At 62.9% G+C, this 14,338-nt stretch carries 18 protein-coding genes; all 18 read left to right on the forward strand.

Annotated elements, in window-relative coordinates; all coding sequences use genetic code 11:
* Window positions 1–315 precede the first annotated feature (315 nt).
* The 18 genes from U1E26_07565 to U1E26_07650 all read left to right on the forward strand — a co-directional run bounded on the left by U1E26_07565 (window position 316) and on the right by U1E26_07650 (window position 14,294).
* Window positions 316–522 carry an AbrB/MazE/SpoVT family DNA-binding domain-containing protein gene (locus tag U1E26_07565; GenBank protein ID MDZ4169497.1) on the forward strand — a complete coding sequence of 69 codons (207 nt, stop codon included), beginning with the start codon at window positions 316–318 and terminating at the stop codon, window positions 520–522.
* Window positions 519–899, forward strand: coding sequence for a type II toxin-antitoxin system VapC family toxin (locus tag U1E26_07570; protein ID MDZ4169498.1), 381 nt, complete (start codon window positions 519–521; stop codon window positions 897–899). Before U1E26_07565 ends, U1E26_07570 begins: the two co-directional genes overlap by 4 nt.
* 106 nt (window positions 900–1,005) lie before the next feature.
* On the forward strand, window positions 1,006–1,566 hold the full coding sequence (locus U1E26_07575; protein ID MDZ4169499.1) for a dihydrofolate reductase family protein: 561 nt from the start codon (window positions 1,006–1,008) through the stop codon (window positions 1,564–1,566).
* A gap of 142 nt (window positions 1,567–1,708) precedes the next feature.
* The gene (locus U1E26_07580; GenBank protein ID MDZ4169500.1) at window positions 1,709–2,497 is read left to right on the forward strand and encodes a hypothetical protein; all 789 of its coding nucleotides are present in this window, start codon (window positions 1,709–1,711) and stop codon (window positions 2,495–2,497) included.
* 294 nt (window positions 2,498–2,791) lie between these two features.
* On the forward strand, window positions 2,792–3,106 hold the full coding sequence (locus U1E26_07585; protein MDZ4169501.1) for a type II toxin-antitoxin system Phd/YefM family antitoxin: 315 nt from the start codon (window positions 2,792–2,794) through the stop codon (window positions 3,104–3,106).
* A complete protein-coding gene (locus U1E26_07590) occupies window positions 3,103–4,479 on the forward strand; it encodes a HigA family addiction module antitoxin (GenBank protein MDZ4169502.1) in 1,377 nt (458 codons plus the stop codon). The genes U1E26_07585 and U1E26_07590 overlap by 4 nt, the downstream gene beginning before the upstream one ends.
* A gap of 25 nt (window positions 4,480–4,504) precedes the next feature.
* On the forward strand, window positions 4,505–4,837 hold the full coding sequence (locus U1E26_07595; GenBank protein MDZ4169503.1) for a helix-turn-helix transcriptional regulator: 333 nt from the start codon (window positions 4,505–4,507) through the stop codon (window positions 4,835–4,837).
* Window positions 4,830–5,675: a HigA family addiction module antitoxin gene (locus tag U1E26_07600; GenBank protein ID MDZ4169504.1), complete on the forward strand. Its 846-nt coding sequence runs from the start codon at window positions 4,830–4,832 to the stop codon at window positions 5,673–5,675. Before U1E26_07595 ends, U1E26_07600 begins: the two co-directional genes overlap by 8 nt.
* Entirely contained in the window at window positions 5,672–5,866 is a 195-nt protein-coding gene (locus U1E26_07605) for a hypothetical protein (protein MDZ4169505.1), read from the forward strand. The genes U1E26_07600 and U1E26_07605 overlap by 4 nt, the downstream gene beginning before the upstream one ends.
* A 429-nt stretch (window positions 5,867–6,295) precedes the next feature.
* The gene (locus U1E26_07610) at window positions 6,296–6,502 is read left to right on the forward strand and encodes a hypothetical protein (GenBank protein ID MDZ4169506.1); all 207 of its coding nucleotides are present in this window, start codon (window positions 6,296–6,298) and stop codon (window positions 6,500–6,502) included.
* A gap of 168 nt (window positions 6,503–6,670) precedes the next feature.
* Entirely contained in the window at window positions 6,671–7,306 is a 636-nt protein-coding gene (locus tag U1E26_07615) for a GNAT family N-acetyltransferase (protein ID MDZ4169507.1), read from the forward strand.
* A 55-nt stretch (window positions 7,307–7,361) separates the two neighbouring features.
* The gene (locus tag U1E26_07620; GenBank protein ID MDZ4169508.1) at window positions 7,362–8,075 is read left to right on the forward strand and encodes an MBL fold metallo-hydrolase; all 714 of its coding nucleotides are present in this window, start codon (window positions 7,362–7,364) and stop codon (window positions 8,073–8,075) included.
* A gap of 846 nt (window positions 8,076–8,921) precedes the next feature.
* Window positions 8,922–9,923, forward strand: a complete 1,002-nt coding sequence (glsA, locus tag U1E26_07625) for a glutaminase A (protein MDZ4169509.1) — start codon at window positions 8,922–8,924, stop codon at window positions 9,921–9,923.
* Window positions 9,924–10,268: 345 nt separating this feature from the next.
* Window positions 10,269–11,528 carry an MFS transporter gene (locus tag U1E26_07630; protein ID MDZ4169510.1) on the forward strand — a complete coding sequence of 420 codons (1,260 nt, stop codon included), beginning with the start codon at window positions 10,269–10,271 and terminating at the stop codon, window positions 11,526–11,528.
* Between the two features lie 117 nt (window positions 11,529–11,645).
* The gene (locus tag U1E26_07635) at window positions 11,646–12,527 is read left to right on the forward strand and encodes an SDR family oxidoreductase (protein ID MDZ4169511.1); all 882 of its coding nucleotides are present in this window, start codon (window positions 11,646–11,648) and stop codon (window positions 12,525–12,527) included.
* On the forward strand, window positions 12,524–12,679 hold the full coding sequence (locus U1E26_07640) for a hypothetical protein (protein MDZ4169512.1): 156 nt from the start codon (window positions 12,524–12,526) through the stop codon (window positions 12,677–12,679). The genes U1E26_07635 and U1E26_07640 overlap by 4 nt, the downstream gene beginning before the upstream one ends.
* 117 nt (window positions 12,680–12,796) lie before the next feature.
* Window positions 12,797–13,537 (forward strand): GDSL-type esterase/lipase family protein, encoded by a 741-nt coding sequence (locus U1E26_07645; protein ID MDZ4169513.1) that lies wholly within the window; start codon window positions 12,797–12,799, stop codon window positions 13,535–13,537.
* A gap of 175 nt (window positions 13,538–13,712) precedes the next feature.
* Entirely contained in the window at window positions 13,713–14,294 is a 582-nt protein-coding gene (locus U1E26_07650; protein ID MDZ4169514.1) for a hypothetical protein, read from the forward strand.
* The last annotated feature ends 44 nt before the right edge of the window (window positions 14,295–14,338 follow it).

Raw genomic sequence — 14,338 nt, forward strand, 5'->3', positions numbered from 1 at the left:
GTTGATGGCGTATCGTTCTTCCAGGGTGATCTGGGCATGCATCGGTTCCCCTTTGCTTGGCGGTAGGGAGGAACCGTGAGTGTCCCAGACCGCCCCACCCTCATCGGGTGGGGGTGTTGCGTTTAGTATCTGAATCCGCGGGCGCTAACAAGCGCATCGAGCAGAACGCCAATAGGTAGACTCACCCGAGAGCGCATCGGCGTCTGCTCCTGCGCACGACGTTAGTCAGAACCCTGTGACCGTTTGGATTGCTGTACCGGAAGACTGTCGATACACTGTGTGTTGTACGTTAGCGGCATCGATAAGGAGTCCGTGATGACAACGGTCACCATCTCACCCAAGTTCCAGGTTGTAATCCCCAAGGCGATCCGCGAGCGTCTTGATCTGCATCCAGGCCAGCAGGTTCAGGCGATCGAGTACGACGGCCGCATCGAGTTCGTTCCGGTGCGCCCGATCTCGAGCATGCGCGGGTTCCTTGCCGGCATTGACTCGACGGTCGAGCGTGACGAGGACCGCGTATGAACGTCGTTGACTCTTCCGGGTGGCTCGAGTTCTTCGGCGACGGCCGCAATGCGGAGTTCTTTGCCACGCCGCTCTCGGACGCGCCCTCGCTGATCGTGCCCGTGATCACTGTCTACGAGGTCTTCAAGCGCGCGCTCCTCGACCGAGGCGAGGGTGCGGCACTCGAAGCGGTTGCCCTCATGCAGCAGGGTGAAGTCGTCGAGCTCTCGAGCGCCGCGGCCATCTCGGCGGCGCGGCTTAGCGTCGAGGCCTCACTTCCTATGGCTGATGCCATCATCCTGTCCACGGCGCGCGCCAGGGGCGCGATGTTCTGGACGCAGGATGCTCACTTCGAGGGTATGGCGGACGTGAAGTACGTCTCGGCGCGGTCTGACTAACCAAGGCATCGAGCGGACGGCGTCAGGTAGTATCAACCTGAGCGGTCTTGACCGCTGCTCATGCCTCACACGTTAGCCGCACTCATGGGACTTGTAGGAGGACGCGATGGGCCGGCTGGTCTACTCGATGATGCAGTCACTTGATGGCTACGTCTCGGACACCACCGGCAAGTTCGATTGGGCGGAACCTGACGAAGCCGTTCATCGGTTCGCGAATGAGCTGCAGCGCACCATCGGCACCAACCTGCTCGGCAGACGCATGCATGAGATGATGTCTGCTTGGGAGACGCTCGGTACGCGCGACGACGAGCCTGACTACATCCGTGAGTTCGGTGAGTTGTGGCGCGCATCTGACAAGATCGTTTACTCCTCCAGCCTCGACTCTGTCGACACCGCTCGGACGCGGATCGAGCGCAAGTTCGAGCCCCATGTCGTTCAACGCATGAAGGACGAACTGGCTGACGACATCTCGGTCAGCGGACCGACCTTGGCGGCTACGGCGATTGCGGCTGGTCTCGTCGACGAGTACCAGTTGTTCGTCGTGCCTGTCGTCGTGGGCGGGGGCCAGCGCTGTATGCCGGATGGAGTTCGCCTCGATCTGCGGCTCGTTGACCAGCGTCGGTTCGACAATGGCACGCTGTACGTGAGCTACCAGCTGGTCAGATGACTGATGTCCGACGCTCTTGTCAGAGGCGGCTAACAAGCGCTTCCGGCCGACTTCGTCAGCCCTCGGCTACCATGTCCTTCATCGGGCGCGGCTGACGCGCCACACGCTAGGCCCAACAAGGGGAGGGCATGTGCTCGAAGGTGTGAGCGCACCGAATTCGTCTACCGCGCTTGAGCCGCTGATTGCGGAAGGACGCATCCCTTTGCGGCGCGTGTGGGGCATGCTGGCGTTGCGCTCAGCGCTCTCGTTCGGGCTGCTCCTCGGCCTTGCGACCGCCTTCGCGCTGACCGGCCGCCCAGATGCCGTCGCATCCTCGGCGGCATGGTGGCTCTGGTTCGTGACCGCCGCGAACGTCGCCTGCATCGCACTCATGGTGCGGTTCGGTCGCCTTGAGGGCTTGCGGCTCCGCGACATCTACTTCGCCAGCCGGTCGACTTGGAAGGGCGATCTGCTATGGGCGCTCATCTTCTCGGTCGGCACAACCGTGTTCGCCATGTTGCCCGGCACGTATCTCGCCGGCGCACTGTGGGGGGACGCCGCCTACCCCAACGGGCTGCTCTTTCAGGCTCTTCCGCTATTGGCAGTCTACCCGCTCTTCCTGCTGATGCCAGCCACACAGGCGCTCGCGGAGCTGCCTACGTACTGGGGCTACGTCGCCCCGCGGCTCCGTGCTTCGGGTATGGGCCGGTGCATGGTGATTGGCATCGTCGGGGCGACGTTGTCGGCGCAGCACATGTTCTTCGCGTTCAGGCTCGACTGGCGCTACGACCTCTGGCTGGCGGTCAAGTTCCTGCCCTTTGCGCTCTGGACGGGTTTCATCGTCGACCGCCGCCCCACCGCTCTGCCGTATCTGATGGGCCTGCACTTCCTGCTCGATGCGAGTCTGCCACTCCTCCTGTTGCTGGCTTCAAAGGGGATGCCGCTTTCCTGACTCAGGTCTCGGTGGCGTGTGGGCGTAACAAGGGCATCGACGCCGACAAACCGCGGCAGTGGGGTAGTCTGACTTGAGGGCGGGGTCGGGCCGCGGTTCGCTGGTCATGCCTAACACGTTAGCGCTACAGCCGCACCGCCCGTTGCCTCACGTAAGACTGTCGTCGAACGTCACCTTCGTTGACTCATCATAGATGTCGTCGAAATCGGGTGCCTGCACCTCCCGCGCTTGACTCGGCTTGGGTCTCGGTATATACAAGAAATAGTATAACGACTTCTGCCGAGAGGTCCGTGCATGACAGACCACCCCATCCAAACCTGCTCCATGACCGAGCTTCGCCGTGGGCTTTCGCGCCACATCGCACAAGTCAGTGAGAGTGGGCAACCGCTGTATATCACCCGTCGCGGCAAGATCGTCGCCGTCCTCCTGTCGCTTGAACACTACGAGTTGATGCTGCGACAGCGAGAGGATCTCCGTTCTCAGTTGCGTATAACGCAGCCCGACTCGCCTCCGGAGACTCCCGATGCCCGCTCCTTCCTTCGTGACCTGAAGGGGACCGCAGTGGACGAGGCCGACTATCGCCGCTACCTGGAAGAGAAGTACCGGTGAATGACCTTCGAACCCATCACGTCCACCCTGGTGAGGTACTCCGCGAGGACTTCCTCCCAGAGTATGGGCTGGACGTGCCGGACTTCTCGCAGCGCCTCTGCCTACCGGTCGACCGGGTACGCGCCCTTCTCCTGGAACAGGAGCCGATCGATGCAGAACTGGCACTTCGGCTGGGGCGCCTGTTCGGTAACTCGGGTCAGTTCTGGATGAACTTGCAGCGCGATGCCGACCTAGCCGAGGCGCGCGGCCGTCTTCGCTCCGAGCTGATGCACGTGCGAGGCATGTCGGACACCGGATGGGCGGCATCGAGCACGGCCGATGGTGAGAGCTGGCGCGACTGGATGAGCGCGACAACTCCATCGGACACTCTGTCCAACCTCCTCAAGCACGGCGGCGGTGTCTCAACGGCTTATCCCGCGATTGTTGCGGGCCTCAGTCCCGAGCGGCTCCACGCGCTAGCGAGCGGCGCCGAGCGCTTCACCGTGGCGGACGATGCCACCTTGTCGGCCGCTTTCGGATACTCGCTGGGGTACTGGCTGCGCGCACAGGCAATCGCCGATGCCACCTCCGGCATCGACGCAGGCAGGCCGGAACTGGGTCCTGCCGAGCGAGTTCGCGACGTGCTTGCGCGAATCGAAGTAGAGCAGGACGTTCGCATACTCTATGCCGTCGAGTCAGGGAGCCGCGCGTGGGGCTTCGCGTCGACCGATTCGGACTACGATGTCCGCTTTCTTTACGCCCACCGCCCCGAGTGGTACCTCACCACCCAACGCCGCAGCGATGTGATCGAGCGGCCGATCGAGGGTGACCTCGACGTCAGCGGATGGGACCTGCCCAAGGCGCTGCACCTTCTCGGCAAGTCGAATCCCCCGCTTCTCGAGTGGCTGCGCTCGCCAATCGTCTACTTGGAGAGCGGGTCACTGGCGCCACGCATGCTCGGCATGGCCGACCGCTTTGTGTCACCAGGCGCATGCATGCATCACTACCTTCATATGGCCGGAGGAAACTTCCGAGAGTACCTGCAGGGCGAACAGGTTTGGCTCAAGAAGTACTTCTACGTGCTGCGGCCGGTCTTGGCGTGCCGTTGGATTGAGGGTCACGACACCCTTCCCCCGGTGGAGTTCGAAGAACTTGCCGATGAAGTGCTGCCGCAACAGCTGCGCATGCCGGTCGCTGACCTGCTGGTGCGCAAGCGTGCGGGCGAGGAGCTTGACCGCGGTCCTCGCATACGCGTTCTCAGTGAGTTCCTGGCCGAGGAGATCTCAAGACTCAGCGAGGTCGCCCGCAACCAAGAACGTGCGCAGCCCCCAGACCGCGACGACCTGGATGCCCTCATGCGCGAGATTCTGCGCCAAACCTGGGCAGCCACGTAGTGAATACCCCGACGAAGGAGTACCGATGAGCCGATGCACGACCCGCCATGAGGCCGATGACGAGCCGCATGCCGTCCGCTTGTCGCTGGCCCGTGAGATCGCGCAGATCGTCTCGGTGCGGGGTCTTACCCAATGCGAAGCGGCGGAGCTGCTGGGGACTGCCCAGCCACGGATATCTGCGCTGATGAGCGGCAACGTCGAGGGCTTCTCGCTTGACCGTTTGGTGAAGTATCTCAACCTTCTCGGCGAGGACATCCACATCGTGGTGCTCCCAAAGCCCCCCGGGCGAGAGCGTGCACGCACGTGGGTGACCAACCCAGCGTCCGGCGCCGGCACAGGAGGCTCGGCGCATGCGTAGACGGTTCGAGCCGGAGCCCGCAGGCGCCATGCTGCAAACCGAGTTCCTCGACGACTACGAACTGACCGCCAAGGAGCTCGCCGAGGCAATCAGGGTTCCGATTGAGCGGGTGGAGCGACTGCTCGCGGGCGTCGACCCGCTCGATGCGGATCTGGCGTTACGACTCGCCAAGCTGTTCGGCGGTCAGGCCGACGGGTGGCTGTACTGGCAGCGAGCACGGGATCTGTGGCGCGCCCGGGAGCCGATTGTCGAGGACCTCGAAGCAATCGTTCCCCTCGATCCAGACAGCCGGCTGTCGGTGCGCGAGGACGAGCCGCTCGAGCCTGAGTTAGTCGAGGAGCTCAAGCGGCGAATGGCGGACTATGACGACCCCCGCAGGTGGGTCATCGTAAGCAGAATTCTCGACGAGGACGTGCCGCTGTACGAACGCGATATCGGGCGTAGTTTCTACGACGTGGCAACCGGCTGCTACACATTGGATCTACTGCATGCGACGCCCTTCAAGAAACGGGAGATTGCCGAGGCAACGGCGGCGGTCCTTGGCGATCGTCAGCACGTTGTCGAAATCACCCGAGAGGACCTCAAGAAGCCGGCACATGACGACGAGGTTGATCGCGAAGTCCGAGATTGCCTTCTCAAGAACTCAGGACGGGGGATGTCCGCGTGGGATGCCGGTACGTACCTTCGCGACAACGATGACATGGCAGCTTACTTGGAGGCTGCGGCCAAGAATGGTGACGGCGGTGTGATCGCCGTCGCCGTGGCCGACGTCCTCAGAGCGATGACCGCGAAGACCACGGTCGAGTATCTTCGCGCAACGGGTCAGATCAGAGAGTGAGAGTAGAGGTCGATATCGAGGAGGAGCTGTTCGCCGAAGCGGCGGGGCTGGCGCGTCGGCTCAGGTGGTCGATCGACCGGCTGGTCACCGAGGCGCTGAGTGACTACGTGGCCGGGCGATCAGCTGATGGCATGCGGGGGTCCTTCTCCGGCATCGACACTCCTGTGTCTCGCGAGGATGACCGGATCTAGCAGCGCTGGTTGGGTCCACCAGCATGAACTGGTCAGTGTGCACACCGTTCGGTCCCCCTGCCGCGCAATCGTTGTATCGTCAGCATATGGGGTTCTCCTTCGAACACGTGTGGTTTCACCGTGATGGTGACACGCTTCTGGCACGCGCGTTCGTGGCGCGCAAACAAGTGGAGGGCAAGAGCATGCGCTCGACGGTGCCTGAAGCGCTACACGCATCGCACGCGCCACCTTCGGCATACCGAAGGAGATCGAAGCGGCAGGCTGAGGTCGCTTCGTCGAGGTCGTCTTCAGGAGCGACCTGCTTCGGTGGCCGCGTCGGCCTGACAGAGGAGCGACGAGCGGACGGCGTCAGGTAGACTGCGGAAGAGAGGCGGTCGGCCAGCCGCCGCTCATTTCTGACACGTTGGGCAGAATTGCATCGGGGGAATCGTGGACGTTTCCAGGGAGCAGGCTGTGGCGGCCTGCGAGCAGGTCAGGTCGGCCAACAGCCGGCGATATCTGAGCTTGAGTCATTGGCAGTGCTGGGGCTGCATGCGCTACAGCGGCGACGATCCGGCCAAGCGCTGCATGCACACCGACGTCGGCGGCTGGGACGCCTGCCCGCATGTGAACCGCTTGCTCGGATCACGGGCCTGACGGGTTCTCGGCCTGTGCATTCGCCTGCCCAGTCAGCGCATCAACTCGACGCGACCCAGGTTGACGTATTCTGAGAGCGAACTGGCGCGCGGGCTTTGCGTAAACGCGTTCGACACAATCGGCCGGCGCTCGTGCGCGAAGACTGTCATGCTCCTGCTGGAGGGCCGCATGTCCACAAGAATCGAGATGCTCCACGAGGTGCGCGACGAGGACCTGCTCCGTGCTGCAGCGACGTTGGCGCGCGCATTCGAGCATGATCCTGTCTGGGCCAGAGCATTCGAGGGTGTGCCTCGGGAGACGATGGCGGCTTGGTTCGAGGGTCCGATTCGCTACTGCCGGGAGTTCGGGCGCGTCTACGCGACCTCAGAGAGGCTTGAAGGAATCGCTGGGGTGGTGCCCGGTGAGTATGCGCGTATGACCATGAGGCGCGCGATGCGGGCGGGCACCATGAAGATGGCCCCGCGCATGGGGCTGCAGCTGATGATGCGCGCGCCAAGAATGATGCGCATGTTCGCGCCCCTCGACTCCGACCGAAAGAGGCATATGGGTGCGCGAGCGTTCACCTATGTCATGATCGTCGGCGTGGACCCCGAGCATCAACGGCAGGGACACGGCGGCGCGCTGCTTCGAGCGCTCATGGAGGAAAGCGACCGGATGGGGATCCCGTTGTACCTAGAGACGGAGACCGAGGAGAACCGACAGATGTACGAGCACTACGGCTTCGATCTCCTCAGCGAGATCGCGCTTCCCGTCGTCGGGCTTCCCATGTGGGAGATGTTGAGGGAGCCGGCACTGTCGCGATGATGCGTCGAGCAAAGGCGACTCACGCGTCACACCGACGCTGACGGAAGAGAATCGCATGGTCAGCGGAATCCGCAGGATCGACTTCGGCGTGAACTGCTATCTCATCGATGCTGAGGGCGGCTACATCCTCATCGACACGAGCTTCCCGAGCAAGCAGGACAAGCTAGACGCCGAACTCGCCGCGGCAGGTTGCGGGCCCGATGGACTGCGCCTCATCGTCCTGACCCACGGCGATGTCGATCATGCGGGCAACAGTGCACATCTTCGCCGCACTCTGCATGCCCCCATCGCGATTCATCGCAACGACGCCGAGATGGTGCGCAGCGGGGACATGGGCTCAGGCAGGAAGGACCAGCCCGACAGACACACGATCGCATTCAGGATCCTGACACGGGGCTCGGGGCTGCTGAACAAGTTCATGGGGGCGGGCGAGGGTTTCGAGGCTTTCGAGCCCGACGTGCTCCTAGAGGACGGGCAGGATCTCTCAGTCTATGGGCTCGACGCACGCGTGGTGCATCTTCCGGGCCATTCAAGCGGATCAATAGGCGTCGTCACGGGCGACGGCGACCTGTTCTGCGGCGATTTGCTCGTGAACGTGACGAAGCCCTCAGTCCATTTCTACATAGACGACCTAGCCCGGGCGGATGAGAGTATTCGTAAGCTGAACGGCCTCGGGGTCGAGACCGTTCACCCCGGGCACGGCAAGCCGTTCCCGCTCGCACAGTTGCCGACCCAGGGCCGATCACGCGGTCGCTTCTTGCGGTCGTGAGGTGCTAGCAAGCGCTTCCCGCCGACACACGCACGCGCTAGGCTGAAAGGCGGCGCTTGTGTGCGGCTGAAACGCGACACGTTAGGACGAGTGATCGGGGTGGGACGTCTGAACTCAACGGCTCTCTCTTCGGTGATTGCCCGCAATGGAGCGCTGTTGATCGTGCCTCCTTTGGTGATTTCGACCGGCTTGTGGGCGCGCCTCCCGGCGGCATTCGGCAACGATGCTTTTGACCAAGGCATTCCTGCATGGCTGCTGATATCGGAGAACGCGCTGCGCGCCGCCGTACTCCTTCTTCCCGCATTGTTGCTTTTCGGCGCAACCGGACGACTGCAACGACTGGGCTGGATTCTGTACGGGCTAGGACTCATCTCCTATCTAGCGAGCTACGTGGTGTTGATTACTCTGCCAGCAAGCGCTTGGTCCTCGAGCGCACTCGGTTTCACTGCACCGGCATGGACGACCGGGTGGTGGCTCCTCGGCATCGGGCTAGTTTGCGCTGACACCTGGCTGCCCCTTTCATGGAGTCGCCTTATCTACCTGATACCGGCGGCGGGATTCGTCTTGACGCATTCGGCTCACGCTTGGCTTGCATACCTGCTTGTCCGACCGTCCTAACAAGCAACAGCGGACGGCGAGAGCTAGAATCAACCAGTAGGTCATGGGCCGCTGCTCATGCCCAACACGTTGGGCCGAGCGTAGGAGGCTGCGATGACGACCTACGTTATCGTTGCTGTCATCAGTGGGTGCTCTACGAGAGCCTGCCCGGGAGCAGCGGAGTGCTCCGGGGCGGGTCCGTGAGGCGGATCTTCTCCGCCAGCACCGATAACCGGGGAGGGTGATCGGATGACGATAAGACGACGAGACACCGATGACGAGACCGTCTCGCGATTCGTGTCGACCGGCCGTTTGCCCACGGCCGATCTGGTCCGGTCGTACGTCGCAGAAGCACACGACCGGTATCTATCCACCACGGGCGGCGCCAACTCCCAAGTCTATCCGGCTCTGGCGGAAGCGGAGCCCGACCTCTTCGGCATCTGCATCGTCGGCGTCGATGGTCAGGAGTATGCGGCAGGGGATGTGGACGCCGGCTTCGCGATCATGAGCGGCGCCAAGCCCTTCGTGTTCGCGCTTGTCTGCATGGCCATCGGATCCGAGGAAGCGCGGAATCTGATCGGCATGAATGCCACGGGTCTGCCGTTCAACTCACTGGCGGCCGTCGAGCGTGATGCTCAAGGCAAGACGAATCCAATGGTCAACGCGGGCGCCATCACTGCGACCAGTCTGGTTCCCGGCGACACGCCCGAAGACAAGTGGACCGTCATCCAGGACGGGCTGTCGCGCTTTGCCGGGCGGCCGCTCTTCCTCGACGAAGGGGTGTTGCGTTCCGCCTCGGCGACCAACCATCGCAATCGGGCTATCGTCAACCTGCTCCGAGCTTATGGCAAGCCCTATTGCGACCCGGATGTGGCTTTGGATCTCTACACCAAGCAGAGCGCGCTGCTCGTGACCGCGAGGGATCTTGCGGTGATGGGGGCGACACTCGCGCACGGCGGCGTGAACCCGTTCACCGGGGAGCAGGTGGTCGGCACGGAAGCGTGTCGTCACACCCTGGCGGCGATGATCACCGCGGGCCTCTACGAGACGTCCGGGGACTGGCTGTGGGACGTTGGCCTTCCTGGCAAGAGCGGCATCGGTGGTGGCATCATGACCGTGTCGCCCGGGAAGGGTGGGCTCGGGACATTCTCGCCTCCGCTGGACGCCGCGGGTAACAGTGTCAGGGGCCAGGCAGTCGCGCGCTTTCTCTCGTGCCGGCTGGGACTGGACCTTCTGGCTTCGCCGAGTTAGGCCCGGTGCGAAGCGTCCACTGGCCTTGGCCCCAGTGGCGCATCTGCTTCCGGTTCGAGGATGGAGACGCCTACGACGTCGAGATCCAGACTGCGGAAGAGAAGCGCGTGCGCCGCAGGTTCGGCCAAGCCTGTTAGGACGACGACGGGCGACAGCCTTAACGAGACCTGAGCGGCTCGCGTATAGTAGCCTCGTTGCTCGAATCCTCATGCGCATCAGGTTCAGGAGTCCAGAATGCAGTCTGCGCGTCTCCGCTAGCACAGAGACCCCGGTGGTCGGGGTCCGGACATCATCTCGCCGCCCCACCGGGGCGCGTCCGTCCGTGCCTTCCTTCTTGGAGATGTCATGAATACTCGAACTGACAGCTGGCTCCGCACTTTCCTCATCATCTTTACCGGGCAGGCTTTCTCCCTACTGGGGAGTTCCGCGGTCAACTTCTCACTCGTGTGGTGGCTGACCGCTGAGACCGGTTCTGCATCGATCCTCGCGTATGCCTCGATAGCGGCCATCCTGCCGCAGGCCCTTCTCGGACCAATCGCTGGCCCCTTCATCGACCGATGGGATCGACGACTCACGATGATCGCCGCGGATCTGATGATCGCGGCAACGAGTGTCTGGCTCTTGCTCGCGTTCGCAGAAGGTGCACCGTCGGTCACGGCCATCATGCTCACTATCGGGCTGCGGTCCGCGTGTGCCGCCTTCCACACTCCGGCGAGCCAGGCGGCGGTTCCCATGTATGTGCCTTCGGACCAGCTGATGCGAGTCGCCGGATGGAACTTCTTCATGAGCTCGGGTGTGGCGATGGCCGGACCGGTGCTGGGGGCCTTCATGATGGCGGCCACGTCGGTCTCGGTAGTCATGATGGTCGACATTCTCGGGGCTGGGATTGCCGTCGCATCGCTCCTGATGGTACGCATTCCCAACCCCCAGAGAGATGAGAGCGATTCAGAGCACATCGACTTCGTCGTCGAGTTCGTCGATGGCTGGCGAGAGCTGATTCGACACAGAGGGCTGTTCGATCTGACGCTCGTGCTCGCGATGGTCACGCTTCTGTATATGCCGCTCAACGCGCTGTTCCCGTTGATGACGTTCTCGCACTTCGGCGGAGATGCGGCCGCTGCGAGCTACGTCGAGGTCGCGTTCGGGGCGGGGATGCTCGTCGGGTCGATGGCGATCGGCGTGATGTCACAGCGCTACTCAGGAGTTCAGCTTATCGGCGCGGGCATCCTTCTTGTCGGCGGCATGCTCGCGGCTTCTGGCCTGCTCCCGACATCTGCGTTCTGGGTCTTCGTTTTGATGTGCGTGGCGATGGGCTTCTCGGTTCCGCTCTTCGGCGCTCCGATCACGGCGATGTTTCAAGGGCTCATCGACCCAACGAAGCTAGGGCGTGTCATGTCGCTCTACATGACCATCGCCATGCTTGCGGCACCGATCGGGTTGCTGGTGGCCGGTCCGCTGGCAGAACGGGTGGGTGTGGCTTGGTGGTTCGCGATCTCGGGCGTGCTCATTGCGGTGATGGGGCTCTTGGTCTGGCTACTCCCGGCGGTTCGCGAGCTCGATGCGGCCATGGTCCTTGCGACCTCCGAACCGGCGGCTGACAAGTAGCAAGCGTCCTGACACGGGCATCGAGCAGAACACCAGGAGGTAGACTGACCTGCGAGGGCATGCGCGTCTGCTCATGCCTACGTTAGGCGCACGGCACGATCATGAAAGGACCAGACGATGGTTGACACGGGGCTATCAGGTCGGGTCGCTCTGGTGACCGGCGCGAATCACGGAATCGGCGCGGCGATAGCCGTGGCACTGGCGCGCGAAGGCGCGAGGGTGCTCATCACGTACTTGCGCCAGAGTCCCGACGTCTACATGGTCGCCCCCGAGGACGCGGAGGCCGCAGCGAGTCCAGGAAGCGCCTACTATGCCCGCGAGATCGCACAGACGTCCGAATCCGTGGAGGCCGCGATCGCCGCATTCGGCGGCGTATGCGCAGCGCGCGAAGCCGACCTCGCAGACGCACAATCGATTCCGCTGCTGTTCGACGCGGCGGAGAGTGAGTGGGCGGGTGTCGACATCCTGGTGAACAATGCGGCACTCGCTATCCCTGACACGTTTCTTCCTGATTCGATCCTCGGCGATGAAGCCACATTCGCGGACGAATACACCCTCAGGACCCTGACTGTTGAGGGCCACGAGGAGCACTTCGCCGTCAACAGCCGTGCGGTCGCGCTGATGATGGCCGAGTTTGCACGGCGCTCCATTAAGCGTGGCGGCACATGGGGTCGCATCATCAACATATCCACCGACGGGTCTTACTGTCATCCGTCGAACGTTTCGTACGGTGCGAGCAAGCACGCAGCTGAGAGCTTCACCCGCTCTGCTGCCGTTGAGCTCGGCCCCTACGGAATCACCGTGAATGCGATCTCGCCCGGTGCGGTTCAGACCGGCTGGATGACCCCCGAGTTCGAACGCGATATCGCCGCTGGCTACCCGCTTGGCCGAATCGGACAACCAGAGGACATCGCGGATGCAGCGGTCTTTCTGGCCTCGGAGCAGGCCGGGTGGATCACGGGACAGATCCTGAACGTTGGTGGCGGGAATCGGATGTGAGCGACCTGCTACTACTCGTCGCTGTAATCGCTGCGGGAATGGGAATCTGGGCAGCCATAACCAAGTCGAGGCGGCTTGCGATCACAGCGGGAGTGCTTGGGGGCGGTGCGCTTCTGGTCGTCGGGGGGATACTGCTCGCCATCCGGCTCTAGGCTGTAGCGCGGCACCTAACCAGGACATCAACCTGACGGCCAGAAGCGTCACGGTTGACACCGCAAGCGCTCAGGCCGCAGGTTATGCCTGAACACGCGAGGGAGAACGGGAGTCCGGTGAGGGGAGCACGCGCGACAGTGGCCTTGCTCGTCGCGAGTCTGTGTGTCGGCACGGCGTGCACCGCGCCCCGCCAGTCGGGCTCGACTCCCGATGTTGTCATCGTGGGTTTCGGCGACAGCATAGTGTATGGCTCCAACTACCCGAAGCCCTGGCTGTACACCCTGCTTGAGCGCCTCACCAGCGTCCCGATCACGTACGTGCCGGAGTGGCCTTGGGACTGGGATGCTCCAAGCACTCGCCATGACCGCTGGTATGAATCGGGCGGCGTGCGCGTCTACAACAGCGGTATCGATGGAAACACAACCGCGCAGCTGCTCTCTCGGTTCGAAGAGGACGTCGCGGCGGTGAAGCCCGACAGCTGTCTGATTCTCGGCGGGACGAACGACATCTTTCGAGGCGTTCCCCTCTCCACTATCGAGGCCAATCTCACCCAGCTCTACGACGACTGCGCCGAAGCCGGCATCACTCCGGTCGCGTGCACCCTGACGCCGGTCAAGCAGGGGTTCCTCCTCGGCGACTCTGCTGATGCGGATGCCCTCAACTCGTCGATCGACACACTCAACGCGTGGATCAGGACTCACTGCGCGGAGCGCAGCATCGCCGTCGTTGACTTCAATACCGTGCTGAAGGCGGATCCGGCGACCTACCTTCAGGATGACGGCATTCACCCCAGCGAGGCGGGCCATGATGCAATGGGTCGCTCAGTAGACCTGGCTGTGCTGGGCCTTGCTCGTTAGCAGTGGGAGCTTACCGTCGCGTCTGCCTGACAAGCGCAGCGCAGAACGCCAGAAGGTAGACTGACCTGAACGCGCATCGGCGACTGCTCATGCGCAACCACGTTGGGCGGACCAGCACTGAGCACCGCGACGGAAGGCTGCGGGCGACTAACTGGACTCGGCGGAGGAGGGTGTCGTGGAGGTAGAGCGTAGGCATCGCATCATGCTCGCGATCGGCGTCGTACTTGTGGCAATGCCCCTCATGGGTTGCGCTCTTCTCAACGCAATCGAGAGGGGGAACGATAACTTCAAGAAGGATGACCCACCCGCTGTCCAGCTCGACACAGGGGAAGGCATCATCGCTTCTGAAGGCGCGGCCCCTCAAGACGAGACTGCGGCAGAGGTGGACGCATCCGTTCTGTTCGACAACCAGAACATCCTTGCGGTCCAGAACGGCGGGACGTCACCGACATTCGAGCTTTCTTCGGCCACCGTCATCGCCAAGATCCAGACGTATCATTGGAACGACGCCATCGGAAACAGCTCCACCGGCACGATCTCGCTGAAATCGGATGACGGGACCGTGTACGGGCCCTGGGAGACCGTAGGGGCAGAAGGACAGGGTGGCGTGACCAACGCCTACTGGGCAGCCAGCCCCAACGTGAAGCTTCCGGCTGGCCGGTACACAGTGATTGATTCCGACCCGAGCACGTGGTCACAGAACGCAGACTCTGGCGGAGAGGGTTTCGTGATCGTGTATGCGCGGGCTGCCCCGTAGCGATTGCGTGCAGCGGCTCAACAATGAGATGAGCCGACTCGCTT

This window comes from Coriobacteriia bacterium (genome assembly GCA_034370385.1).
Taxonomy (GTDB): Bacteria; Actinomycetota; Coriobacteriia; order Anaerosomatales; family PHET01; genus JAXMKZ01.